Origin of the sequence: Schaalia sp. ORNL0103 (assembly GCF_019429565.1) — a bacterium.
GTDB lineage: Bacteria > Actinomycetota > Actinomycetes > Actinomycetales > Actinomycetaceae > Pauljensenia.
The window spans coordinates 141,830-166,230 of sequence record NZ_JAHXSA010000003.1 but is presented as its reverse complement, the minus strand read 5'-3'; the positions used below and the strand labels follow the sequence as shown (position 1 = coordinate 166,230).

The following is a 24,401-nucleotide window of genomic DNA, read 5'->3' as shown; positions in this document are numbered from 1 at the left end:
CATGATTTTTCGCCCCGTTTTTCACCTGGCCCTCCTGGGCATCATTGCCGCGCTCGGCGCGCTCTTCGTGTTCCTGTCGGCCAAGCGCGCCACCCGCCGCCACGTCATGGACGTCCTGCGTCGCTTCCTCATCGTCGTCACCGTCATCATCATGGGCGCAGGCCCGTCGATCCCCGGCGAGGCCCAGGAAGTGACCTCGACCCTCGAGGTCTACTTCGTCATTGACCGCACCGGCTCCATGGCCGCCGAGGACTGGGACGGCAGTAAGCCCCGCATCGACGGTGTGCGCAACGACATCTCGATCATGATGAACATCCTCACCGGATCGCGCTTCTCCATCATGTCCTGGGACTCAAGGGTCCACACGGACCTGCCGCTGACCTCCGACGCCTCCGCGGTCGTCTCGTACATGGATTCCTTCGACCGCGAGCTCTCCAGTTCCTCCCAGGGATCGTCGGTGAACCGACCCGCCCAAGACCTCGCCAAGCTCCTGAAGAAAAACAAGGAACGCCACCCCCAGAACGTGCGCGCGCTCTTCGTCTTGTCCGACGGCGAGACCTCTAACCAGGACCACTGGAGCAGCGCCCCCTCCGGCAATGCCAGCGACTGGGATGCCGTCAAGGAGTACATTGACGGCGGCCTCGTCCTCGGCTACGGCACCGAGGAAGGCGGCCCCATGAGGGTGCTGCGCCTGGGCGACAGCGGCTCCCAGAGCGGCGGTGAACCCGAGTACATCCACGACTCCTCGAAGCCCGACAACCCGATCGCCATTTCGAAGATCGACGAGGCCGCCCTGAAGGATGTCGCCTCACGCGTGGGCGTCGACTACGTGCATTCGCCCGACAAGTCAGCGATCGAATCGCACGCTCGTTCCGTGCTCGATAAGGCGACGACGATGGCCGAGTCACGCAACCTGAAAGACACGTATCGCTACATCATCTGGCCTTTCGCGCTCCTTCTTGGGGCTCTCCTCGCGTGGGAGGGTGCCACGCTGGCGCTGCGCGCCCAACAGTTGAGGAACTCCCATGCCATCTGAGAACTCGCAGCCCGAAGCAGACCTCCTCCCCTTTGGCGCACCGCAGGTCGATCCCGTCGATGCGTCCGTTCGCGCGAAGCTCACCAAGGCCTCGTCGGGCAAACAGAAGATCCAGCGCAACCCCCGTGCGCTGCGCCCTCTGTGGTACTCCATCCCGATCCTCGTCATCGTGCTGAGCGTCGCCGCGTACCTGATCGGGCTCTCACTCTGGTCGCGCTCGTCCCTGAACCACTGGAAGGCGAAGGAATACGACGTCGCCCAGACGGGCTACGAAGGCCAGATGGCGTGGACGAAGATCGGCATCGAGCGCTGGGTCGCGCACTACAACCGCGGCACCACTCTCGTGCGTCAGGGACAGACCGACGAGGGGGTGACGGAGCTGCGTACCGCCTTCGACCTCGTCCCCAAGGCCACCGAGGTTCAGCCTGGCCGACTCGAGCCCTTCTCCTACGAATGCCGCGTTCGCGTCAACCTCGCGATCGGCATCGAGATTCAGGGTGACGCGCAGGCTGCTGCCGGCGCCTACGGAAACGCCGCGACCACCTACCAGGAAGCGGAAGAGACTGTCGCCCCCTGTCAGACCGCCTCCAACTCCAGCCAGAACCAGTCCGACCAGAACCAGTCTGACGACCAAAACCAGTCCGATAACAAGGACCAGTCGAGTAACCAGAACCAGTCCGGTGACCAGCAGCAGTCTGGCAAGCAGTCCGACAACCCCGCCGACCAGAACAAGGAACGCGTCGAGGACAAGAAGCAGAAGGCTGAGGAGCAGTCCCAGGAGCAGGGCGACCAGCAGCAGGACCAGCAGCAGGACCAGCAGAAGGACCAGCAGGACAAGGGATCGAAGGATCAGCAGACGAACCCGAGTCCCAGCCCGAGCCCCTCGCAGAATCCCTACGAGGGCGAGACCCCGGGAGAGAAGCAGCGCCGTGAGGAGCTGGAGCACAAGAACGATCAGCGCAACAAGGATCAGCGCGACAAGAAGGATGACCGCCGCAGCGGCAACCCGAACGGCGCCTGGTGAGGGCCGCAAGCCCGTCTCACTTTCGCTGTGACGTGCACCCATAAAACACCACGGTGGCCCGGAAGGCCACCAAACACCGATAGGCTTAAATCGTGAAGGTTCTTCTCGTTGGTAACGGGGGTCGCGAACACGCGATCGCCCGTGCGCTTGTACGAACGTCCACCCCCGAGCATCCTGTTGAGCTCGTCGTCCAGGCGGGTAACCCCGCGCTGGAGCAGCTGGGCCGCTCCCTGACCATGGATCCCCTGGATCCGAAGGACGTCGTCCGTCGCGCCACGTCTGAGAACGTCGACCTCGTGGTCGTCGGCCCCGAGGCCCCGCTCGTTGCGGGTGTCGCGGATGCGGTCCTGGACTACGGAATCCCCGTTTTCGGCCCGACGAAGGACGCGGCGCGCCTCGAGGCTTCCAAGTCTTTCGCGAAGCAGGTCATGGCTGATGCCGGCGTGGCCACGGCTCGCGCCTTCACGTGCACCACGATGGACGAGGTCGAGGCCGCGTTCGACGACCTGGGTGCCCCCTACGTCGTGAAGGACGACGCGCTTGCCGCCGGCAAGGGTGTTGTCGTGACCACCGACCGCGCCCAGGCCTCGGAGCATGCGCGCGCCTGCCTGTCGCGCGACGGGGGAGCGGTCGTCATCGAGGACTACCTCGATGGCCCCGAGGTCTCTCTCTTCTGCTTCGCCGACGGTGCTACCGTCGTGCCGCTGCAGCCCGCGCAGGACTTCAAGCGCGTGGGCGACGGCAACGAGGGCCCGAACACGGGCGGCATGGGCGCCTACAGCCCCCTCCCGTGGCTCCCCGAAGAGGCCACGCAGCGCATCGTCGACGAGGTCGCTCAGCCCGTCATCACCGAGATGGCGCGTCGCGGCACCCCCTTCCGTGGCCTCCTGTACTGCGGCCTCGCGATGACCTCGAAGGGCATCCGCGTCGTCGAGTTCAACGTGCGTTTCGGCGACCCGGAGACCCAGGCGGTCCTCGAGCGCCTCGACTCCCCGTTGGCCCCCATCCTGTACGCGGCCGCGACCGGCACTCTCGCCAAGGTCCCCGCCCCCGTGTGGAGCGAGGATGCGGCCGTCACGGTCGTCATGGCCTCGGGCGGCTACCCGGGCCCCACGGATACCGGGCATGAGATCACCGGTATCGAAGCGGCCGAGGAACTCGACGGGGTCCACGTCATCCACGCCGGCACCTCCGAGGAGATCACCGACGACCCGACCGACGTCGCGGCGGGATGCTGCGGCTTCGAACCGACCTACGCACTGGTGAACTCCGGCGGCCGAGTCCTCGACGTCGTCGCCCGCGCGGCCACGCTCGACGAGGCCCGGGCGCTCGCCTACCGCGGCGTCGACCTCATCCACTTCGACGGGGAGCACCACCGCAGCGACATTGCGACGTGGCCCGCCGACCTGGTCGTCACCCTCGACTGAGAACCCACTGAGGAGCATCATGACCGCCACCCTCCACGGCTGGACCCCGCTGAGCGCGGGCAAGGTTCGCGACATCTACGCTCCCGACGAGGCCGTGGTTGGCCCCGCGCCGCAGGCCGCCACCCCGGCGGGCCGGCCGCGCCACGCGAAGGCTGGCCCGGAGGCGCTCCTCATGGTGACCTCGGACCGCATCAGCGCCTACGACTACGTGCTGCCCACGCTGATCCCCGGCAAGGGCGCGGTCCTCAACCAGCTTGCCATCTGGTGGATGGGCCAGCTGCGTCCCCTCGTGGAAAACCACCTGCTGGCCGTCGGCACGAAGGCGCCGGCCGAGGCCTCGCGCGCCCTGGAGGGCGCCCAGCCCACGCGCTTCACGGTGCCCGCCGAGGTCGATGGGCGCGCGGTCGTGTGCCGCAGCCTGCTCATGATCCCGATCGAGTGCGTCGTGCGCGGCTACCTGACGGGCTCCGGCCTGGCCGAGTACCGCGAGTCCGGATCCGTGTGCGGCATCAAGCTGCCCGAGGGCCTGACCGAGGCCTCGCGCCTCGAGGAGCCGATCTTCACGCCCGCCGCGAAGGCTGAGCTGGGCGAGCACGATGAAAACATCACCTTCGAGCAGACCGTCGAGCGCATCGGCGAGGAGCTCGCGGTTGCGATCCGTGACCTGTCGATCGCTCTGTACCGGGCGGCCCGCGACATCGCCGCCGAGCGCGGCATCATCATCGCGGACACCAAGTTTGAGTTCGGCATCGACGTGACCACGGGCGCGCTCGTGCTCGCGGACGAGATCCTCACGCCGGACTCCTCGCGATTCTGGCCCGCCGACCAGTGGGTGGAGGGCCAGGTCGCACCCAGCTTCGACAAGCAGTACGTGCGCGACTGGCTGGTCTCCGAGCAGTCCGGCTGGGACCGCTCCTCGGGCGCCAACCCGCCCGCGCTGCCCGAATCCGTGGCCGCCGCGACCGCCGCGCGCTACGTCGAGGCATACCGCCGACTCACCGGGTCGGACCCCATCCTGTAATTAGACTTGCCCGCCGGGCAAGATGCACGGCGGGATCCTCACCAACAACACAAGGAGGAACGCCGTGGGGCGAATCATCGTGGAAGTGATGCCGAAGCCGGAGATCCTGGATCCCCAGGGTAAGGCTGTCGGTTCGGCGCTGCCCAGGCTCGGAATCACGAGCTTTGAGGCCGTGCGCCAGGGTAAGTGCTTCCACCTGAGCGTGGACGGTCCCGTCACCGACGAGCTCCTGGACCAGGCCCGCAAGGCCGCCGAAGAGGTCCTGTCCAACCCGATCATCGAGGACGTCGTGCGCGTCGAGGCCATCGACGAGGCCGACGCTCGTTACGCGGGAGGCGTGCAGTGACCCGCGTCGGAGTCGTCACCTTCCCCGGCACCCTCGACGACCGCGACGCCGCCCGCGCGGTTGAAATCTCCGGTGCCGAGGCCGTGTCCCTGTGGCACAAGGACGCCGACCTGCACGGCGTCGACGCGGTCGTCATCCCCGGCGGCTTCTCCTACGGCGACTACCTGCGCTGCGGCGCGATCGCGGCGACCGCTCCCGTCATGAGCGAGATCGTGCGCGAAGCCGGACGAGGCCTGCCCGTCCTGGGCATCTGCAACGGCTTCCAGATCCTGTGCGAGTCGCACCTGCTGCCCGGCGCGCTCATCCGCAACGACCACCAGAAGTTCCTATGCCGCGACCAGGTGCTGCGCATCGAAAACGCGGACACCGAGTGGACGCGCGCCTACAGCGTCGGCGACACCATCACCGTCCCCCTCAAGAACGGTGAAGGCAACTTCCAGGCGTCCCCCGCCGAGCTCGAACGGCTCGAGGGCGAAGGCCGCGTCGTGTTCCGCTACGTCGACTTCAACCCCAACGGCTCCGCCAATGACATCGCGGGCGTCACCAACGCCGCGGGCAACGTCGTTGGCCTCATGCCCCACCCCGAGCACGCGACCGAGGCCGGCTTCGGCCCGCTCTCCCTCGGACCCGACGGCGCCAGCCACCACGGCGGCACCGACGGCCTGGGCATCTTCCGTTCCGTCCTCGCATCCCTCGTCGGCTGACGACGCCACCGCGCCCTCACCCGTGAGGGAGCCCCGGCCTCGTCCCAGACCTTTCGAATGGAAACACGAATGACCTCCGAAAACACCCGCGAGCTGCCCGACACCGTCGAGAACGCCGCCGCGACCCCCGGCCAGGACATGCCCTGGAAGGAACTCGGCCTCAAAGAGGACGAATACCAGCGCATCTGCGACATCCTCGGGCGCCGACCCACCAACGCCGAGCTCGCCATGTACTCCGTCATGTGGTCCGAGCACTGCTCCTACAAGTCCTCCAAGAAGCACCTCGCCGAACAGTTCGGCGCGCGCACGACCGACGCCATGAGGAAGAACCTCCTCGTCGGCATGGGCCAGAACGCCGGCGTCGTCGACATCGGCGGCGGCTGGGCCGTCACCTTCAAGGTCGAGTCCCACAACCACCCGTCCTTCGTCGAGCCCTACCAGGGCGCGGCCACCGGCGTGGGCGGTATCGTCCGCGACATCATCTCCATGGGCGCCCGCCCGATCGCCGTCATGGACCAGCTGCGCTTCGGCGCCGTCGACCACCCCGACACGGCGCGCGTCGTCCACGGCGTCGTCTCCGGCGTCGGCGGCTACGGCAACTGCCTGGGCCTGCCCAACATCGGCGGCGAAACCGAGTTTGACCCCTCCTACCAGGGCAACCCCCTCGTCAACGCGCTGTGCATCGGCAAGCTGCGCCACGACGACATCCACCTGGCCAACGCGACCGGCGAAGGCAACCTCGTCGTCCTCTTCGGTGCGCGCACCGGCGGCGACGGCATCGGCGGCGCCTCCATCCTCGCCTCCGAGACCTTCGAAGACGGCATGCCCGCCAAGCGCCCCTCCGTCCAGGTGGGCGACCCCTTCATGGAGAAGGTCCTCATCGAGTGCTGCCTCGACCTGTTCGAGGCCGGCGTCGTCCAGGGCATCCAAGACCTCGGTGCCGCGGGCATCTCGTGCGCGACCTCCGAGCTGGCTTCCAACGGCGACTCCGGCATGCACGTCGACCTCGAGAACGTGCTCCTGCGCGACCCCACGCTCACCGCGGGCGAGATCCTCATGAGCGAGTCCCAGGAACGCATGATGGCGATCGTGACCCCCGAGGATCGCGAGCGCTTCTTCGAGATCATCGACAAGTGGGACGTCGAGGCAGCGGTCATCGGCCACCTGACCGGCGACGGACGCCTCACGATCGACCACCACGGCCACCGCATCGTCGACGTAGACCCGAAGACCGTCGCCCACGAGGGACCCGTCTACGACCGCCCCTACGCGCGCCCCGCGTGGCAGGACGAACTGCAGGCCGCCACCTCCGAGGACCTCTCGCGCCCCGCCACGCGCGAGGAACTGATCGCCGACGTGCGCGCCGTGCTCTCCGACGTCAACCAGGCCTCCAAGGCGTGGGTCACCGACCAGTACGACCGCTACGTGCAGGGCAACACCGCCCTCGCCCAGCCCGACGACGCGGGTGTCATCCGCATCGACGAGGAAAGCGGCCTCGGTGTGGCCCTGGCGACCGACGCGAACGGCTGGTACACCAAGCTCGACCCGGCAGCGGGAGCCCGCCAGGCCCTCGCCGAGTCCTACCGTAACGTCGCCGTCGTCGGCGCCGAGCCCGTCGCCATCACGGACTGCCTGAACTTCGGCAACCCCGAAGACACGGACGCCATGTGGCAGCTGGTGACCGCCATGACCGCGCTCGCGGACGGTTGCATCGAGCTCGAGATCCCCGTGACCGGCGGCAACGTGTCGCTGTACAACTCGTCCGGCACCGAGAAGGGCCTGCCGAACTCGTCGATTAATCCGACGCCCGTCATTGGCATGCTTGGCATCCTCCCCGACGTCACGCGAGCCAACCCCTCCGGCTTCACCGAAGAGGGCCTCGCCGTCATCCTCCTGGGCACCACCCGCGAGGAGTTCGACGGGTCCGCGTGGGCGCGCATCGCCCGCTCGCACCTCGGTGGCCTGCCGCCCGAGGTCGACCTGAAGGCCGAGGTTGCCCTCGGTAACGTCGTGCGCGCGCTGAGCGCCGCCGACGGCCCGGACGGACGCCCCCTCGTGCGCGCCGCGCACGACCTGTCCAACGGCGGCCTCGTGCAGTCCCTCGTGGACTCCGCGCTGCGCTTCGGCATCGGCGGCGTCTTCGACGTGGCCGGGGCCGCCCGCCGCGACTGCGTCGGCGACCACGAGATGCTCCTGTCCGAGTCCCAGGCCCGCGCCTTCGTCGCGGTGCCCGAGGCGGCCGTCAAGGCCGTGTTCGCGGCCGCCGAGGCCGAGGGCGTGGACGCCGTACGCATCGGCACCACGGGAGGCGACATGCTCGCGATCAGCGGCGTGGACCTGCTCGCCGCCGAAGGCGAGGGCTGCGGCTGGATCGCCTCGATTGACGAGCTGCGCGAGCTGAGCGAGACCGGACGCAAGTACTTCTGAGCGTTCGCGTCTGAGTTGTAGCGCTAGGGGCGCGGGCCTGCGGGCCCGCGCCCCTGTGCTGTGTTGGTGCTTGATCTGTGGCCCCACGGGTGTTCCGGGCGCCGTCGGTTCCGGCCGCTGTGTGTGCCGGTGGGCGGCGGCCTTCCTGCTTGTGTTGCTTGTGGCTCCGCTGGTGTTCCGGGCGCCGTCGGGCCCGGCCGCCCGCGAGATCGCCACACGCGAGCCTGACGGCTCGGAGTGGTCGATCTCGAAGCCCGCCCGTGCCCTCCGGACCCTCCGGCGCCCTCCACACCAGTGGTTCATGGTGTGCGTGTTCTGGATAGGAAGCTCTGTTCTGGATAGGAATGGCGCTTCTGGATAGCTTATTAACCTATCCAGAACGCAGTAACCTATCCAGATTTTTGTTTCCTATTCAGTTTGGTGGTGTGTGTCAGCCCGGCGGCTTTCTTGCTGTGTGGCAGTGGGGGTTTTGCACGACATGAAGCCCCCTGGCAGCGTGTCGCGCCTCTAGTGCTGCAATTCCCCCGATTGGTGGCGGTGTGGCCGCCAAACTGCAGACCCATTAAGTGAAAAACGCTGAAAACAGGCTGTTTTGGCGCAATGGGTCTGCACTTTGGCGGAATCATCGGGTGCCAGTGCGTTGGCTGATTGATGCGGCGCTGCACGGTGTCATGCTCGCCTCGGTCCCGGCAGCCGGGCCGCTCTACTGGCAGTGTTAACCCTTCAATGCGCAGCTAAACCCTATTGGTGGCATGGTGGGCAGCCCGCCCAGGCGGCCACCTGCTGGGTTAAGGTCGCCACCTGTCGGGTCCACGTGCGCATGAGCGGGCCCGCGTGCGCATCAAAGGGTCCAGAATGGCGACTGCTGGACCTGAGCCCCCGCGCATAGGCCCAGGCACTCCAGCCACCAACGGGTACAGGTACGAAGCGTCATGAAGCAATGCCACGGTCAACAGGGCCAATGCCAAACGTGTTCTGTGAGAACGCCCCGAACGCGTGCCATTTGGTCGAAGTACTACCAAAAGCCCACCCATCTTTGGCATACTGAGGGGCGGAAATCATCCGCCATCACAGGAGCCGTCCGTGCCTGAGCAAAACGTCCCCACTACAACTGAGCAGGCCCAGGCCTCGTCTGAGACTGCTAGCAAACCGAGCCTGGGCCGCGTGATCGCCGCCTGGGCAGTGCACGCATTCACGATCTCCGGGCTCGCGTGGGCGACACTCGCTCTGTTCGCGATGCTCGACAACAACATCCCCATGATGTGGCTGTGGTTCGTCATCGCCCTGATTGTTGACGGTGTCGACGGCACGCTGGCCCGCAAGGTCGGAGTCCGTCAGGTCATTCCCTGGTTCGATGGCGGCGTCGTCGACAACCTCGTTGACTACCTGACGTGGACGTTCCTGCCGGCGCTCTTCATGGCGATGTACCTGCCGTTTGGGCCCAAGCCCATCCCGGTCATCATGATGGTCGTCATCATCGTCTCTTCTGTGTTCTGCTATGCGAACGACGGAGAGAAGTCGAACGACAACTACTTCGTGGGCTTCCCGGCGGCGTGGAATTGCGTTGCGATTGTCATGTATGTGCTTCAGACTCCCGCGTGGGTCAATATCGCCGCGACGATCTTCCTGGCGATCATGACGCTGGTCCCGCTGCACTACACGCACCCGGCGCGTGTGAAGCGTTTCCAGATCCCGAACATCATCGGTGCGGCCGCGTGGATCGTCGCGTGCGCGTACCTGGTGGTCTTTTACCCGGTCCAGCCCCTGTGGACTCTGATCCTGTTCTGGGTTGGCGGTGGCTGGTTCATGATCGCCGGCTTTATCCGCACGGCAACCGGCGAGGACAAGTAAGCTTCCCGCCACGAACGATTACGAACGTCCCCCGGGCACTGCGCTCGGGGGACGTCGTTATGCGAGCCCGATAAACACATTCGCGGTCACGTCACGTTGCGTGAGGGCTGGCGAGCCTCAGAGGAACGAGGTCGGGGCAAGGCGCGCTGTGAACATACAGTATGTGGATGCTGGCCCCACTGGTGCGGAGGGTGTTGCCGGTGTGGAGGGCGCCGGAGGGACCGGAGGGCCTGGCTGCGGCGCCCGTGGGCGGTGGCAGGGCCTGGCTGCGGTGCCCGTGGGCGGTGGCGGGGCCTGGCCGGGCTTCGAGACGACGCGCCGAGCGAAGCTCGCGGCGCGGACGTCTCGCGGGCGGGCCGCCGCCCACGGGCACAACCAGCAGCCCGGCCCAAACAGACCACGCGGCGCCCGGAACACCAGCGGCGCCACAAGCAACACCGCACACCCAGACATGCGGAAACCCCGCCCCGCGGATGCGGGACGGGGTTTCGCTCACCCAGTCGGGTGGAGAAGTCTGAACGATTCAGACGGGGAAAGTCACTTAAGGGTGACCTTGCCGCCGGCCTCTTCGATCTCAGCCTTGGCCTTCTCGGCGTCTTCCTTCTTCGCGGCGGGGAAGATGGTGGAGGGCGCGGAGTCAACCAGGTCCTTGGCTTCCTTGAGGCCCAGGCCGGCCAGGTTCTTGACGACCTTGACGACGGCGATCTTCTTGTCACCGGCGGACTCGAGGACGACCTCGAACTCGTCCTTCTCTTCGGCGGCGGGGGCGTCGGCGGCCGGGGCGGCAACGGCGACGGCTGCGGGGGCAGCGGCCTCAACGTCGAAGGTCTCCTCGAAGAGCTTCACGAAGTCGGAGAGCTCGATGAGGGTCATTTCCTTGAAAGCTGCGATGAGCTCGTCATTGGAGAGCTTAGCCATGAGTGGCATCCTTCCTAATTGGCCTGCACGAGTGCAGATTGTTGGGTAGTTTCACGCAGCCGGGGTGGCGGCGTGGAACATGGCCTGTCTCGTCAGGCCGCCTCGCCCTGCTGCTTTTCGCGCAGAGCATCGATGGTGCGCACTGCCTTGACGGGCAGAGCGTTGAATGCGAACGCCGCCTGACCAATCTTGGCCTTGAGGACGCCTGCGGCCTTGGCCAGCAGGACCTCGCGGGACTCGAGATCGGCAAGCTTCTTGACACCCTCGGCGCTCAGCTGAGCACCGTCCATCGCGCCAGACTTCAGCACGAGGGCGGGGTTGTCCTTAGCAAAATCACGCAGGGTCTTGGCGGCCTCAACGGGCTCGCCGGAGACGAAAGCGATGGCCGTGGGACCCTTGAGGTCCTCAGCCAGGAAGTCGAGACCGACCTCCTTGGCCGCCAGGCGCGCCAGCGTGTTCTTTGCCACGGCGTAGGTCGCGTTCTCGCCCAGGCCGCGACGCAGCTGCTTGAGCTGGCCGACGGTCAGGCCGCGGTACTCGGTCAGCAGGACAGCGTCGGCTGCGCGGAAACGCTCCACGAGCTCGGCAACTGCTGCCACCTTGTCGGACTTCGCCATGGTCCTCCTTCCAGATACGTGACCGTAGGTAAGAAAAAACCCGACACGCAGGATCGTGTCGGGCATACGCTCGATTGCAGCACAGGGCTGCTCACTCACCTGCGTTGGATTTTCCTCCACTAGCGTGGACACCAACGGTCTTCGGCACGGATCAGTTTAACAGGGCAGGCAATGGCGCGCAAGCAACGGGGCGAGCATCACAGACGAGGCCGGGGTTGCGCCCGTCAACGAGCGCCGCTCACACCGCACTCGCACAGCTGCGAGGTCCCCGCCACGGCTCTCGTGGCTGCGTCGGCACGTGCGTGCACACGTAACGGCGCACAACGAATAAAGCGGGGCCCCGCGCAGCAGTGCTGCGCGGGGCCCGGATGCTTGATCAGCGAGCGAGGCTCACTTCTCGATGAGGTCCTTGACCTTGGTGACATCCAGCGGGATGCCGGGGCCCATCGTCGTGGCGACGGCGCCCTTGATCAGGTAGCGGCCCTTCGAAGAGGTCGGCTTGAGACGCAGCACCTCGTCCAGGACGGCGGCGTAGTTCTCGGTCAGCTGCTCGGCGGTGAAGGAGGCCTTGCCGACGATGAACGCCAGGTTGGCGTGCTTGTCGACGCGGAACTCGATACGACCACCCTTGATCTCCTTGACGGCCTTCGCGACATCCATGGTCACGGTGCCCGTCTTGGGGTTCGGCATGAGGCCACGGGGGCCGAGGACGCGGCCGAGGCGGCCAACCTTGCCCATGAGGTCGGGGGTAGCAACGGCAACATCGAAGTCGGTGTAGCCCTTGGCAACCTTCTCGATGAGCTCGTCGCCGCCGACCTCGTCGGCGCCTGCGTCGATCGCTTCCTGAGCGCGCGGACCAACGGCGAAGACCAAGACCCGGGCGGTCTTGCCGGTGCCGTGCGGCAGGGAAACGGTGCCACGGACCATCTGGTCCGCCTGGCGGGGGTCGACACCCAGTCGGAAGACGACCTCAACGGTCGAGTCGAACTTGGTGACGGTGGTCTCCTTGGCCAGCTTCATGGCCTCGAAGGGGGTGTACAGCACATCCGCGTGGACCTTCTCGGCCGCTGCGCGGTAGCTCTTGGAGCGCTTGGTCATTCTGCTTCTTCTCCTTGCAGTCGTGGGTGTCGGGCAGCGCCTGCCCTACCACGGGGGGGTTGGTTGAGGTCAGCCCTCGACGTTGATGCCCATGGAGCGGGCGGTGCCGGCGATGATCTTGGCCGCGGCCTCGATGTCGTTGGCGTTGAGGTCAGCCATCTTGGACTGGCCGATTTCGCGAGCCTGATCCATCGTGATCGAACCAACCTTGACGGTGTTGGGGGTGCCGGAACCCTTCTGGATGCCAGCAGCCTTCTTGATGAGCTCAGCGGCGGGCGGCGTCTTGAGGACGAACGTGAAGGAACGATCCTCGTAGACGGTGATCTCAACGGGGATGATGTTTCCACGCTGCGACTCGGTGGCCGCGTTGTAAGCCTTGGTGAACTCAACGATGTTCACGCCGTGCTGGCCCAGAGCGGGGCCGACGGGCGGTGCGGGGGTAGCGGCGCCGGCTGCGATCTGAAGCTTGATCAGGCCGGTGACCTTCTTCTTCGGTGCCATGAATGCGGGTCTTTCTTCTGAAGTTCTGGCCGACGGGTGTCGGTCAGGGCGGAGCGTTTGGCGTCAGCTCACTGGGTTTCAGTGGGCATAGTGCGCCCTACGCACACAAAAGTGAATCATAACGCGATTCCGGGCTTGATCCCAAGTCCGGGTGCGTGATGTCACTGCTCGAGCTTCTCCACCTGGTCGAAGCCGAGCTCGAGCGGCGTCTCGCGCTCGAAGATGGTGACGAGGACCTTGAGCTTCTGAGTCTCGGGCATGATCTCGGAGATCGTGGCCGACATGGTCTCGAAAGGTCCGTCGGTGACGGTGACGATCTCGCCGACCTCGAACTGGGTCTGGACGACCTGGACAGGTGCGGGCTGATCCTTGGCGGCCTCGGCGGCCTCCTCGAGGACGTTGGGCGTCAGGAGCATGACGACCTCGTCGATCGAGAGCGGCACGGGGTTGTGCTGGTCGCCCACGAAGCCGGTGACGGCGGGGGTTTCCTTGACGACACGGTACGAGGCCTCGTTGAAGTCCATGCAGACGATCGCGTAGCCGGGGATGCGCACGTGGCGCACGCGCTTCTTCGCGTTGCCGCGGTACTCCATGACGTACTCGTCCGGAACCTCGACGGCGAAGATGTAGTCTTCCATGTTCTGCGTGGTGATGCGCTGCTCGAGGTTGGCCTTCACCTTGCGCTCGTGGCCGGAGTAGGTGTGGATGACGTACCAGTCACCGGGGGACATGTAGAGCTTGCGGCGCAGCTTGGCGATCGCCTCCTCTTCGACCGAGGCCGGGGCCTCGTCATCCGATTCGGTCTCCTTCTCGGCGACCTCCTCGGCCACCTCGTCAACGATTTCCTGGGCGGCTCCGTCGGCCAGCGCCTCGGCACTCTCCTGCTGCACCTCTTCCTGGTGCGCCTCGAAGGCCTGTTCCTCGGTGTAGTTTTCGTCGCTCACGACGTTTCCCTCCTGCGAATGGGGCCGGACCGTAGAAGAAACCCGCCTGCAGTGTCCTGCGGGCGGGTTCGTCGGTCTCAGCCGAAGATCAATGCACTTAGTTTACCGAATCCGAAGTCGAGTAGGCCAGCGAAAAGCATGATTGCGGCGACAAACACAACGACGACGAGGAAGTAGGTCCAGGTCTCGGATCCCGTAGGGTAGGTGACCTTCTTCATTTCGTCAATGACCTGCTTGAAGAAGAGCCAGATGCCACCGAAGAAACCAGGACGCTTCGTCTGCTCCTTGGTGGCGGCGCTACGCTTGCGGGTAGCTTCGTTCTTAGTGCGATCTCGGCGCGAGGATTCAGCATCCGAGGCAACACGATCGGCCATGGGAATCCTCCTACGAAAATGATCAGCCTAATCCGCAGGGCAGGCGGGACTCGAACCCACAACCGCCGGTTTTGGAGACCGGTGCGCTACCAATTGCGCCACTGCCCTACGCAGGAAAACCTGCCTGACGAACATTAGTGGATAAGGCGGCGCTTTGTCCAACCGAGATGCGCGTCGGCGGGTCGCATGCCGCGTAATACCAGCCCCGACCTCGCAAATGAGAGGTAGCCCACGCACGTATCGTGTGCGCTCTCCGCCACACGCGCGCGCGACGTGGGACCATGGAGGGGTGACCAATACTCCTCGCACCCGTGTCTCTGATCGTTTCAACGCCATCACCCCGTCCGCGACCCTGGCCGTGGACGCGAAGGCCAAGGCCCTCAAGGCCGCCGGCCGTCCGGTGATCGGCTTCGGCGCCGGCGAACCCGACTTCGCCACGCCCGACTACATTGTCGAGGCCGCCGTCAAGGCCGCGCGCAACCCCGCGATGCACCGCTACACGCCCGCTGCCGGCCTGCCCGCGCTGCGCGAGGCCATCGCAGAAAAGACCCTGCGCGACTCCGGCTACGAGGTCTCCCCCGCCGACATCGTCGTCACCAACGGCGGCAAGCAGGCCGTCTTCCAGGCTTTCGCCGCGCTGCTGGGCCCCGGCGACGAGGCGATCCTGCCGACCCCGTACTGGACCACGTACCCCGAGGTCGTCAAGCTCGCCGGCGCGACCCCCGTCGAGGTGTTCGCGGGCGCCGACCAGGACTACAAGGTGACCGTCGAGCAGCTCGAGGCCGCGCGCACCGAACGCACGAAGGTGCTCCTCATGTGCTCGCCGTCCAACCCGACGGGCAGCGTCTACACGCCCGAGGAGCTGACCGCGATCGGCCAGTGGGCCCTCGAGCACGGCATCTGGGTCATCTCGGATGAGATCTACGAGCACCTGCTGTACGAGGACGCGCAGAGCGCGCACATCGTCAAGCTGGTGCCCGAGCTGGCCGACCAGGCCGTTATCCTCAACGGCGTGGCCAAGACCTACGCGATGACCGGCTGGCGAGTGGGCTGGATGATCGGCCCCTCCGACGTCATCAAGGCCGCGCTGTCCTTCCAGTCGCACCTGACCTCCAACGTCAACAACATCGCCCAGGAGGCCGCGCGCGCCGCTGTCTCGGGTTCCCTGGACGCTGTGGACGAGATGCGCGTCGCCTTCGACCGTCGCCGCCGCCTCATCGTTGACATGCTGCGCCAGATCGACGGCTTCGACGTTCCCACCCCCAAGGGCGCGTTCTACGTCTACCCCTCCGTCGAGCGTCTGCTGGGTCGCGAGATCCGCGGCCGCGTGGCCAATACGTCGGGTGAGCTCGCCGACCTGATCCTCGACGAGGTCGAGGTCGCGGCGGTCCCGGGCGAGGCCTTCGGCCCCTCCGGCTTCCTGCGCTTCTCCTACGCCCTGGCCGACGATGATCTCGTCGAGGGCATCACCCGCGTGCAGGAGCTCTTCGCCTGATGCACGTCTCGTTCGAACGGACAGCGCGGGAGGCCCCCCTCGGGACGGTCCTCATCGCCCACGGGTACGCGGAACACTGCGGGCGCTACGCCCACCTGCGCTCCGCGCTCACCCGCGCCGGTTACGATGTCGCCTACTACGACCACGCGGGCCACGGGACCTCCGAGGGTCCCCGCGCCCGCGTGGACGTGGGCGCGCTGATCCGCGACTTCGGTGACGCGCGCCGGGCGGCCCTCGCACACGCGCGCACGCCGGACCTGTTCCTGTTCGGACACTCGATGGGCGGCATCATCGCGGCCGCCTCCACGATCCTCGACCCGACGCGGCTGCGCGGCACGGTCCTGTCCGCGCCCGCGCTGCGCCCCCTCCCCCACGTCTCCCCGTCCCAGGCGCGCAGGCTGCTGCCGATCGCCCGGCTACGCCCCGGCCTCGTCGTGGCGAAGGGCGCGTCCGACATGGAGGTCTCTCCCCTATCGCGCGACCCGCAGGTCCAGCGCGACTTCGACGCGGACCCGCTGACCTACAAGGGCGGCGTGCCGATCCTGACGGGCGCGACCATGATCATTCAGGGCGACGAGGTCATCGCGCGCGCCGGCCGCCTGGCCTCACCGACACTCGTCATGCACGGCTCGAGCGACCTGATGGCGGACCTGCGCGGTTCGCGCGAGCTCGTGCGCGGTGCGCGCGCGGCGCACCCGGATGCCGACATCCACCTGCGCATCGTCGACGGTGCCTACCACGAGCTCCTCAACGAACCCGAGGGTCCCGGCCTGATCCGCGACATCATCATCTGGCTCGGGGAGCACTAGGCCGTGGAAGCGCCCGCTGTCCCTAACCTGACGGCTCCGCGCCCCACCCCACCGGGCAGGCGTGACCTCGCCGCCCTCCCCAAGGCTCACCTGCACCTGCATTTCACGGGTGCCATGCGGCCTACGACCATGGTCGAGATGGCGCGCACGCAGGGCGTGCGCCTGCCTCCTCACCTGCTGCACATCGACGCGGCCTCCATGCCGGCCGACGGGCGCGGGTGGTTCCGTTTCCAACGCGCCTACGACTCCGCGCGTCACCTCGTGCGCTCCGAGGCCGCGATGCGCCGCCTCATCCGCGAGGCCGCCGAGGACGACGCCGCCGAGGGCTCGGTGCGCATGGAGATTCAGGCCGACCCCACGTCCTACGCACCCTACGTCGGGGGTATCACCCCGGCCCTGGAAATCATCATCGACGAGGCCCGCCTGGCCTCGCGCGATACCGGCGTCGACATCGGGGTGATCGTCGCGGCGTCACGCATGAAACACCCGCTGGACGCGCGCACACTCGCGCGCCTGGCCGCCTCGTTTGCTGGAGATGGTCCCGGCGAGGTCGTTGGTTTTGGCCTGTCGAACGACGAGCGCGTGGGCTCCACGGCGTCGTTTGCTCCGGCGTTCCGCATCGCGCGCCGCGCGGGGCTCGTGGGTGTTCCGCACGGCGGTGAGCTCCTGGGCCCATCCTCCGTACGCGAGGTTGTGTCCGCTCTGGCACCCGCCCGCCTCGGGCACGGGGTGCGCACCAGCGAGGACCCGGATCTGCTGAAGGCCGTCGTGGATGCGGGTATCGCCCTGGAGGTGTGCCCGACGTCAAACGTGCACCTGGGGGTCTACACGGACTTTTCGCAAGTGCCGCTGCCGACGCTGCTCTCGGCGGGGGCTCGTATCGCGCTGGCTGCCGATGACCCGCTGCTGTTCCGCTCACGCTTGGTCGCCCAGTACGAGGTCGCGCGCGACGTGTTCGGGCTGTCCGACGAGGCCCTGGCCGACCTGGCGCGGTCCTCTATCGAGGCATCACTGGCCTCGCCCTCGCGCAAGGCGGCCTGGAAGGCTGATATTGACGCGTGGCTCGCGGCGCCTGCGGTGTAGCGCTGCGGCGCGAGGCTACGCCCGCGCAGCAGCTGTTGCTCACCGCCCTCACGATTCTCACGATTCGGCACGTTTACCCCAAAATGTCGCACGTAATTCCCATATCAACTTTTTAAACTTTGAAATCAGATCGTTGATATTCCGCGGTTTTCAGGGCATGCTTCAAAACACGCTCCGGGGAATTACGTGCGAAATTTGGGGAGGCACAAGCCTTGGCGACCGACGGCTCGCATGCGGATAGGTTACGAAGATCTGGATAGGTTACGAAGATCTGGATAGGTTACGAAGATCCGGATAGGTTACGAAGATCCGGATAGGTTATTAACCTATCCAGATGCGCATAACCTATCCGGATCGTGACAACCTATCCAGATCGTGACGCTTCAGAGAGCGAACGCAGCCGGCGTCGGACCGGCCGCGCCGCTACCCGGCCAACGACAGGCGAGGAGAGGATCGGGCGATTCGCTACGAGGCGCTGCCGACCGTGACCGGATCAGGCAACCCCCTACCAGGCGATGCCGACCGTGACCGGCTCAGGCACCAGGGGCACGCCAAATCCCTCAAAGACTCGCTCGCACACGGCTCGGGCCAGGGCCTCGATGTCGGCACCCGTCGCACCGCCGCGGTTCGTCAGGGCCAGCACGTGCTTGGTGGACAGGGACGCACGCGGCGGATCCCCGGCCTCGGGCAGGTGGAAGCCCTTGCCACAGCCCGCGTGGTCGATGAGCCAGGCCGCGCTCGTCTTGACGAGGCCCTCCCCCGCACTAAAGCGAGGCGTGTCCTCGGGCAGGGAGGCGGCCACGGCCTCGGGCAGGATCGGGTTCGTGAAGAAGGAACCGGCACTCCACGTGTCGTGATCGTCCGCATCCAGGACCATGCCCTTGCCGCTGCGTAGATCCAGGACGGTGGAGCGGACCAGGGACGCGTCGGCGCGCTCCCCGGCCTCGACGCCGAGGCGGCGCGCCAGCTCGGCGTACATGACGGGGGCGCTGAGGGCCGAGCGCTCGAGGCGGAAGTCGACGGAGAGGACCACCCAGCGGCCGGTGGGGCCCCAGGGACGGTCGCCCAGGCCGGGCTCGCCGACGCTGCGCTTGATCGCCGAGGAGCGGTAGGCGAAGCCAAGGTCGGAGGGCAGCAGGCGCACAACGATGCCCGTCAGGCGATCGTAGGCCTCGACGCTCTCGATGGTCTCGGAGACCTCGTGGCCGTAGGCGCCCACGTTCTGCACTGGGGATGCGCCGACGGTGCCGGGGATGCCGGAGAGCGCCTCGAGGCCGGACAGGCCCTCAGACAGCGTCCAGGAGACGAAAGCGTCCCAGACCGTGCCCGCGCCGGCGCGCACGACGACGGATCCGGCGGGGTCCTCGTGGATGATGGAGGCAACCTCATCGAAGGGTTGCACGTCGACGACCGTGCCCTCGAAGGGGGCGTCGGAGGCCAGCAGGTTCGACCCTCCGCCCACGACGAGGAGCGGGCCGCCAGCGGCATCGGCTGCTGCGACAGCCTCAACGAGGGCGTCAGTCGTAGAAACGCGCACGTAGGTGGCGATGGGGCCGCCCACGCGCAGGGTCGTCAGATCAGCAAGGGTCGTCATGCCCCTAAGCCTAGTCGCACGGCGCGCGTTCGGCCTAACCCCGGGGCGCGACGGACTCAGTCCATCATGATGACGATCTTGCCACGCACGTGGCCGCTCATCAGCTCGCTGTAGGCGGCGCGCACCTGCTCCAGCTCGAACGGGTAGGTACCCGCGATGGTCAGGCTCACTGTCCCACGGTCAATAAGGCCAGCAACCGTCGCGATGTCGGCGATCTTCCCGTCCCGCCCACCGGTAAAGCGCGCGCGACGCAGGGCGATTGCGGGCGTCGGGACGAGCGTTCCCACGCGCTCACCCGGAACGCCGAGGCTGTGGGCGAGTGACGCGTAGCCGCCAAAGCAGTCGATGAAGGCAGTGACGGGTGAGGGCACCGCGTCCTTGATGCGTTGCTCGATGCCTTCGCCGTAGGAGACGGGAATCGCGCCGAGAGAACGCAGGTAGTCGGCGTTCGAGGGACCGGCGACACCGATGACGGTCGCACCGCGGGTGACAGCCAGCTGCGTGACGAGGCCTCCCACTCCTCCGGCGGCCGCAGCGACCACGATGACGTCACCCGCGTCGGCCTTCACACTGCGCATGGCACCCATCGCGGTCTGCGCGGCCACGCCCAGCCCTCCGGCGACGTCGAAGCTCATGGAGGCGGGCTTGGATACGACGTTGTCGGCGGAAATAACGAGTTGGGTCGCGAGCGAACCGTATTCGCGCACCTGCCAGGGGGCGGCGCGCAGGAGACCGATGACCTCGTCGCCCACCCCTACGTTGGTCACGCCCGGGCCAACGGCCGTCACGACGCCGGCAAAATCCTGTCCCACGCCCCGTAGCGGCCGTTCCGCCCCGCGAGCGAACCAACGGCCGGGGTGAACGATCGTGCGGAGGACCTCAAGGGGCCTCGTCAATCCGCCGAAGAGCTTGTAGTCAACGGGGTTGATGCCGGCGGCTCGCACGGTGACGAGCACCTGTCCCTCTCCAGGCACGGGGAGTGACACCGAGCCTTCCTCGAGGACCTCGACGCCTCCGAAACGGCGGTATCCGATGATTCGCGCCATGATTCTTCTTCTCTCGTCAAAGCGACATGGAGCGCCACGTCACAGGCGTTCCTGCCCACCAGGATACGCCGACCAAGTCGACGACGAAAGGCACAAGGACAAGCCGGATACGCGGCCTGCCTAGTCGCCGAAGGCGAGGTCCGTGCGCTTCGTCCCGCGGCGGTCGGGCACCTGCCCGGCGAGCACGATCGCGAGGAGGACCGGCAGGGCCACGAAGGCGAGCGCTCGGTGGTAACCGATGTGGTCGGCGATGAGGCCGAGGAGCGGCGGGCCGATGAGGGCAGCGCCGTAGTTGACGGTCGAGAGCACCGAGACGCGCGCGGGCGTCATCACGGGGTCGACGGAGAGCGCCGAAATGCCCAGGGGGAAGCCGAGGGCCGATCCGATGCCCCACAGGGCGATGCCCGCGACCGCGAACAGGTGGTGCGGCGCGAATGCCACGAGCAGCAGGCCCACGACCGCGCCGGTAAAGGTGATGCGCAGCAGCATGGGCGAGCCCAGGCGGGCCTCGAGACGCGGGGAGGCGAAACGCACGATCGTCATCATGAGCAGGAAGAACGCGAAGGCCGCGGACGCCGCCGCCGTCGAGTATCCGTAGCCGTCAACCATCGACAGGTTGAGCCAGTCGTTCGCCGCGCCCTCCATGAGGCCCGCGCTCATGACCATGAGGGCGATGAGCACGGTCTGCTTCTCGCGCCAAGCAACCCGGGTGAGGCCCTTCGCCTTGTTCGACGAGGCCTTGTCCCCCTCGCCCTTGTCCTGAGCGGGCGCGAGGGCCGCGACCTCCCCCTTCGTCAGGTAGAAGCCGACGGCAGTGCCGCAGGCGAGGAGCTCGAGGGCCGCCAGGCCGAAGAGGTGGGCTCCGAGGGGCAGCCCCATCTGGGCGGCGAGCGCACCGAGGAGCGCGCCTCCCAGCATGCCGACCGCGTACATCGCCTGGATGATGGGCACGACGGTGCGGCGCACGGCCGCCTGCACGAGACCCGCCTCGATGTTCATGGTGGCGCCCCACAGGCCGTTGCCCGCGGCAAGCAGCACGAGGCCAAGAGTAGCCAGGGGGATCGACACGTTGAGTGCACCGATACCCGCGCAGACGATGCCGAGAGCCCAGATGAGCACGCCGATGCGGCCCGAGGCCCGCGCGCCGATCTTGGTCACGATCGGACCGGAGGTCGGCAGGGTCAGCAAGGAGCCGAGGGAGGCGATGAGCAGCATCGTGCCGATCGTCGCAGGAGTCAGCCCGAGGTCATCGCGCACGTCGGGCAGGCGCGAGAGCCACGCGGAGGTACCGAAACCGAGGCACACGTAGACGATACCGGTAGCGCGAAGGGCGGCGTGAGCGCGAGAGTACGGGACAGACATGGTGGGTAATATACGCGCATTCCCGGGTGAAAAACGCAGTGCGCGGGCGGGTGTTGATCACCCGCCCGCGCACTGTAGCATCAGCGAAAGGATCAGCCTTCCACGGCAGCCTTGAACCACGTCGTGATCGACGTGGGGTGCGTGATGGCGGTGCCGACGATGACGGCGAACGCACCGGCCTCGATGGCGGCAGCGGCCTGCTCGGGCGTGTGAACGCGGCCCTCGCAGATCACGGGGACATCCGGGAACGCGGCGACAACCTCTCGCAGCAGCTCCAGGTCGGGGCCATCGGTCTTGACGCGGTCGCCCGTGTAGCCGGCCAGGGTCGTGGACACGATGTCCACGCCGGCGTCGACGGCACGCTGGGCGTCCTCAAAAGAGCCGCAGTCAGCCATGACGAGGGTGCCGTCCTCGCGCAGAGCCGCAACGGTCTCGGCGAAGCTCAGACCATCCAGGCGCGGGCGGCCCGTCGCATCCAGGGCGACGATGTCGGAGCCGGCCATAACGCAGGCGCGGGCATGGCGCAGCGAGGGGGTGATGTACACGCCCTCGTGGCCTTCCTTCCACAGGCCGATCACAGGCACGTCGACGCGGCCCTTGATCGCGGAAATGTCGGACAGGCCCTGGCAGCGGATGGCGGCGGCGCCACCGATCTCGGCGGCGCGGGCAATCTGCGCCATGGTCTCGGGGTGGCGCATGGGCTCGCCCGGGTACGCCTGGACGGAGACGATGAGCTTGCCCTTCAGGTTTGCAATGAGCGGGTGCATGGTGAACTCCTATGCGTGCAGGAAGAAGGAAACGGCTCCGAGCAGCGGCGCGTCGCCGCCCAGGGAACCAACGAGGATGGGGGTGTCGGCGACGGGCGTCATCGCGGAGGCCGCGAAGCCTTCGCGCAGGGCGTCCCACCAGATGTCCCCGGAGCGGGTCATGGACCCGGATAGGATGACGACGGCCGGGTCCACGCAGTTGACCAACGAGGCCGTGGCCTCGCCGAGCGCGAACGCGGAGCGGGAGAAGCAGGCGGCAGCTAGGGCGTTGCCGGATTCGGCAAGCTCCTGCAGGGCGCGCCCACCGTCGACCTCAGGGTCGGACTCGCCGCGCAGCGAGTCGTACCAGGCCGTGATGCCCGAGCCGGAGCAGAAGGACTCGATGTGTCCCTTGCGGCCGCACGAGCACGTCATGTCGGGGGCGAAGTGGTGGTGGATGTGGCCCACGTGTCCGGCGATGCCGCGCGACCCGAAGGAGACCTGGCGGTCTTCGACGAGGGCGCCGCCGATGCCGGTACCGACGGCGATCGACAGGACGGTGCGGTAGGGCTGGCCGGCGCCGAGCGTGGCCTCGCCCAGGCCGTGCGCGTGCACGTCGTTGAGGACGCGCACCTTCAGGCCGGTTGCCTCCTGCAGCAGAGCGCCCAGGGGCGTGCCTCCCCAGCCGGGCATCGTGCCCGTGGCGGAGACGATGTCGCCGGTCGACGGGTCGACGACGCCGGCGCTGGCGACGGCGACACCCGCGACCTGCGGGTGAGAAGCGACCAGGGACGAAGCGAGGTCACAGATGCGAGCCGCCACGTCCGCTCCGCCGCGCATCGCGTCGGTGGGGATCGATCCGCGCTCGGTGACCTCGTAGGTGTCACCGGCCTCGACGATGCCCCACCCGACCTTGGTGCCACCGATGTCGAGGGCAAGGAGCGTAGTCATGAGGATCCTTACGAAAAGTCAGGGGTATAAGAAAATCGACGAGGCCGGGGCGCGCGCCCGAAGGCGCGCAATATGCGGAACGGAACTGCCCCGGCCTCGTCGACGTATCAGGAGAGCAGGTCGACCGCGCGCAGCACGGACGCGACATGCTCCATGTTGTCGCCCTCGATGGCGGCAACGGGGCGCGGCATCTCAGGCGAATCGAAGACGCCGAGCAGGTGCAGGGCAGCCTTGAAGGCGCCGACGCCCGCACCGAAGCCCTGCACGCCCTTCACCTGGACGATGCGCATGAGCTCCGCGAGGCGGTCCTGCTCGGTGCGCACGGCCTCCCAGTCGCGGCGCTCGTAGGCCTGCCACTGGCGCACGTAGCCCTCGGGGTCCACGTTGGCCAGGCCGGGCACGGAGCCGTCCGCGCCGGACATGTAGGCGCCGTCAACGACAACCTCGTGGCCGGTGAGCAGCTGCATCGGGTGGCCGGCGGCCTTGTTCGCCAGGCACAGCCAGCGGAACGCGACGTCGTCGCCGGAGGAGTCCTTGACGCCATCGATGATGCCATCGCGGCCCAGGCGCATGAGCAGGTCGGGCGACAGCTTCGTGTGCACGCACACGGGGATGTCGTAGGCCCACAGCTCGAGGCTGGTGTTCTCCTTGAGGAGGCGGAAGTGGCGCTCGACCTCGGTCTCGCCGCCGAGGGCGTAGAACGGGGCGGTCGCGACGACGCCGGTGGCGCCGCCGATCTCTTCCACGGCCTTGATGTTCTCGATGACGCGCTCGGTCTCGGTGTCAATGACGCCGACCAGGAGCGGGATGCGGCCGTCGACGATGCGCACGGCTTCGCGCTGGATCTGGGCGCGACGCTCGGCGGTCGAGAAGGCGACCTCACCGGTGGAGCCGGACACGAACAGGCCGTCGAGGCCGGCCTCGATCAGGCGGTTGATGTGACGCTCGAGCGAGGGGACGTCGAGCTCGCCGTCCTTGAGCGGAATGGCCAGGGGCGGCACGACGCCGCGGATCTTCGAAGACATAA

23 protein-coding genes and 1 tRNA gene are annotated in these 24,401 nt (G+C 67.2%); 11 read left to right on the top strand and 13 right to left on the bottom strand.

Annotated elements, in window-relative coordinates; genetic code table 11:
• Nucleotide 1: 1 nt before the first annotated feature.
• The 8 genes from JJJ16_RS09195 to JJJ16_RS09160 all read left to right on the top strand — a co-directional run bounded on the left by JJJ16_RS09195 (nt 2) and on the right by JJJ16_RS09160 (nt 9,836).
• Entirely contained in the window at nt 2-1,036 is a 1,035-nt protein-coding gene (locus JJJ16_RS09195; RefSeq protein WP_219752411.1) for a vWA domain-containing protein, read from the top strand.
• Nucleotides 1,026-2,060: a hypothetical protein gene (locus JJJ16_RS09190; protein WP_219752409.1), complete on the top strand. Its 1,035-nt coding sequence runs from the start codon at nt 1,026-1,028 to the stop codon at nt 2,058-2,060. Before JJJ16_RS09195 ends, JJJ16_RS09190 begins: the two co-directional genes overlap by 11 nt.
• A gap of 92 nt (nt 2,061-2,152) precedes the next feature.
• Nucleotides 2,153-3,487, top strand: a complete 1,335-nt coding sequence (purD, locus tag JJJ16_RS09185) for a phosphoribosylamine--glycine ligase (protein ID WP_219752407.1) — start codon at nt 2,153-2,155, stop codon at nt 3,485-3,487.
• Nucleotides 3,488-3,506: 19 nt separating this feature from the next.
• Nucleotides 3,507-4,508 carry a phosphoribosylaminoimidazolesuccinocarboxamide synthase gene (locus tag JJJ16_RS09180; RefSeq protein WP_219752405.1) on the top strand — a complete coding sequence of 334 codons (1,002 nt, stop codon included), beginning with the start codon at nt 3,507-3,509 and terminating at the stop codon, nt 4,506-4,508.
• Nucleotides 4,509-4,572: 64 nt separating this feature from the next.
• Complete coding sequence (locus JJJ16_RS09175) at nt 4,573-4,854, top strand: phosphoribosylformylglycinamidine synthase subunit PurS (RefSeq protein ID WP_009054370.1); 282 nt, start codon at nt 4,573-4,575, stop codon at nt 4,852-4,854.
• Nucleotides 4,851-5,558, top strand: coding sequence for a phosphoribosylformylglycinamidine synthase subunit PurQ (purQ, locus tag JJJ16_RS09170; protein WP_219752403.1), 708 nt, complete (start codon nt 4,851-4,853; stop codon nt 5,556-5,558). Before JJJ16_RS09175 ends, purQ begins: the two co-directional genes overlap by 4 nt.
• A 69-nt stretch (nt 5,559-5,627) precedes the next feature.
• A complete protein-coding gene (purL, locus tag JJJ16_RS09165; protein WP_219752401.1) occupies nt 5,628-7,985 on the top strand; it encodes a phosphoribosylformylglycinamidine synthase subunit PurL in 2,358 nt (785 codons plus the stop codon).
• A 1,083-nt stretch (nt 7,986-9,068) separates the two neighbouring features.
• On the top strand, nt 9,069-9,836 hold the full coding sequence (locus JJJ16_RS09160) for a CDP-alcohol phosphatidyltransferase family protein (protein WP_219752399.1): 768 nt from the start codon (nt 9,069-9,071) through the stop codon (nt 9,834-9,836).
• Between the two features lie 537 nt (nt 9,837-10,373).
• Here JJJ16_RS09160 and rplL read toward each other — a convergent pair.
• The 7 genes from rplL to JJJ16_RS09125 form a co-directional block, all read right to left on the bottom strand.
• The gene (gene rplL / locus JJJ16_RS09155) at nt 10,374-10,754 is read right to left on the bottom strand and encodes a 50S ribosomal protein L7/L12 (protein ID WP_003792291.1); all 381 of its coding nucleotides are present in this window, start codon (nt 10,752-10,754) and stop codon (nt 10,374-10,376) included.
• Between the two features lie 92 nt (nt 10,755-10,846).
• Nucleotides 10,847-11,371 carry a 50S ribosomal protein L10 gene (rplJ, locus tag JJJ16_RS09150; RefSeq protein WP_016461558.1) on the bottom strand — a complete coding sequence of 175 codons (525 nt, stop codon included), beginning with the start codon at nt 11,369-11,371 and terminating at the stop codon, nt 10,847-10,849.
• 390 nt (nt 11,372-11,761) lie between these two features.
• Nucleotides 11,762-12,469 (bottom strand): 50S ribosomal protein L1, encoded by a 708-nt coding sequence (gene rplA, locus JJJ16_RS09145; protein WP_060566376.1) that lies wholly within the window; start codon nt 12,467-12,469, stop codon nt 11,762-11,764.
• 69 nt (nt 12,470-12,538) lie between these two features.
• Nucleotides 12,539-12,970 carry a 50S ribosomal protein L11 gene (gene rplK / locus JJJ16_RS09140; RefSeq protein ID WP_060566375.1) on the bottom strand — a complete coding sequence of 144 codons (432 nt, stop codon included), beginning with the start codon at nt 12,968-12,970 and terminating at the stop codon, nt 12,539-12,541.
• Between the two features lie 161 nt (nt 12,971-13,131).
• Nucleotides 13,132-13,914: a transcription termination/antitermination protein NusG gene (gene nusG, locus JJJ16_RS09135; RefSeq protein ID WP_219752397.1), complete on the bottom strand. Its 783-nt coding sequence runs from the start codon at nt 13,912-13,914 to the stop codon at nt 13,132-13,134.
• Nucleotides 13,915-13,991: 77 nt separating this feature from the next.
• The gene (secE, locus tag JJJ16_RS09130) at nt 13,992-14,288 is read right to left on the bottom strand and encodes a preprotein translocase subunit SecE (protein WP_003792279.1); all 297 of its coding nucleotides are present in this window, start codon (nt 14,286-14,288) and stop codon (nt 13,992-13,994) included.
• A gap of 35 nt (nt 14,289-14,323) precedes the next feature.
• Nucleotides 14,324-14,396: transfer RNA gene (locus JJJ16_RS09125), tRNA-Trp, on the bottom strand.
• A 181-nt stretch (nt 14,397-14,577) separates the two neighbouring features.
• Here JJJ16_RS09125 and JJJ16_RS09120 point away from each other — a divergent pair.
• Genes JJJ16_RS09120 through JJJ16_RS09110 form a run of 3 tightly spaced genes read left to right on the top strand, consistent with a single transcriptional unit; the run spans nt 14,578 to nt 17,675 of the window.
• Nucleotides 14,578-15,783, top strand: coding sequence for a pyridoxal phosphate-dependent aminotransferase (locus JJJ16_RS09120; protein WP_219752395.1), 1,206 nt, complete (start codon nt 14,578-14,580; stop codon nt 15,781-15,783).
• Entirely contained in the window at nt 15,783-16,592 is an 810-nt protein-coding gene (locus JJJ16_RS09115) for an alpha/beta hydrolase (protein ID WP_219752393.1), read from the top strand. The genes JJJ16_RS09120 and JJJ16_RS09115 overlap by 1 nt, the downstream gene beginning before the upstream one ends.
• A gap of 3 nt (nt 16,593-16,595) precedes the next feature.
• Nucleotides 16,596-17,675 carry an adenosine deaminase gene (locus JJJ16_RS09110; RefSeq protein WP_219752391.1) on the top strand — a complete coding sequence of 360 codons (1,080 nt, stop codon included), beginning with the start codon at nt 16,596-16,598 and terminating at the stop codon, nt 17,673-17,675.
• 505 nt (nt 17,676-18,180) lie between these two features.
• Here JJJ16_RS09110 and JJJ16_RS09105 read toward each other — a convergent pair.
• From JJJ16_RS09105 to JJJ16_RS09080, 6 genes are all read right to left on the bottom strand, one after another.
• Entirely contained in the window at nt 18,181-19,329 is a 1,149-nt protein-coding gene (locus JJJ16_RS09105; RefSeq protein WP_264081532.1) for a UDP-N-acetylmuramate dehydrogenase, read from the bottom strand.
• The gene (locus JJJ16_RS09100) at nt 19,326-20,315 is read right to left on the bottom strand and encodes an NADP-dependent oxidoreductase (RefSeq protein ID WP_219752387.1); all 990 of its coding nucleotides are present in this window, start codon (nt 20,313-20,315) and stop codon (nt 19,326-19,328) included. The genes JJJ16_RS09105 and JJJ16_RS09100 overlap by 4 nt, the downstream gene beginning before the upstream one ends.
• Nucleotides 20,316-20,435: 120 nt before the next feature.
• Nucleotides 20,436-21,677 carry an MFS transporter gene (locus JJJ16_RS09095; RefSeq protein ID WP_219752385.1) on the bottom strand — a complete coding sequence of 414 codons (1,242 nt, stop codon included), beginning with the start codon at nt 21,675-21,677 and terminating at the stop codon, nt 20,436-20,438.
• A gap of 92 nt (nt 21,678-21,769) precedes the next feature.
• A complete protein-coding gene (locus JJJ16_RS09090) occupies nt 21,770-22,444 on the bottom strand; it encodes an N-acetylmannosamine-6-phosphate 2-epimerase (protein WP_007587569.1) in 675 nt (224 codons plus the stop codon).
• A gap of 9 nt (nt 22,445-22,453) precedes the next feature.
• The gene (locus JJJ16_RS09085; protein ID WP_007587549.1) at nt 22,454-23,374 is read right to left on the bottom strand and encodes an ROK family protein; all 921 of its coding nucleotides are present in this window, start codon (nt 23,372-23,374) and stop codon (nt 22,454-22,456) included.
• A 107-nt stretch (nt 23,375-23,481) separates the two neighbouring features.
• Nucleotides 23,482-24,399, bottom strand: coding sequence for a dihydrodipicolinate synthase family protein (locus JJJ16_RS09080; RefSeq protein ID WP_219752383.1), 918 nt, complete (start codon nt 24,397-24,399; stop codon nt 23,482-23,484).
• Nucleotides 24,400-24,401 lie beyond the last annotated feature (2 nt).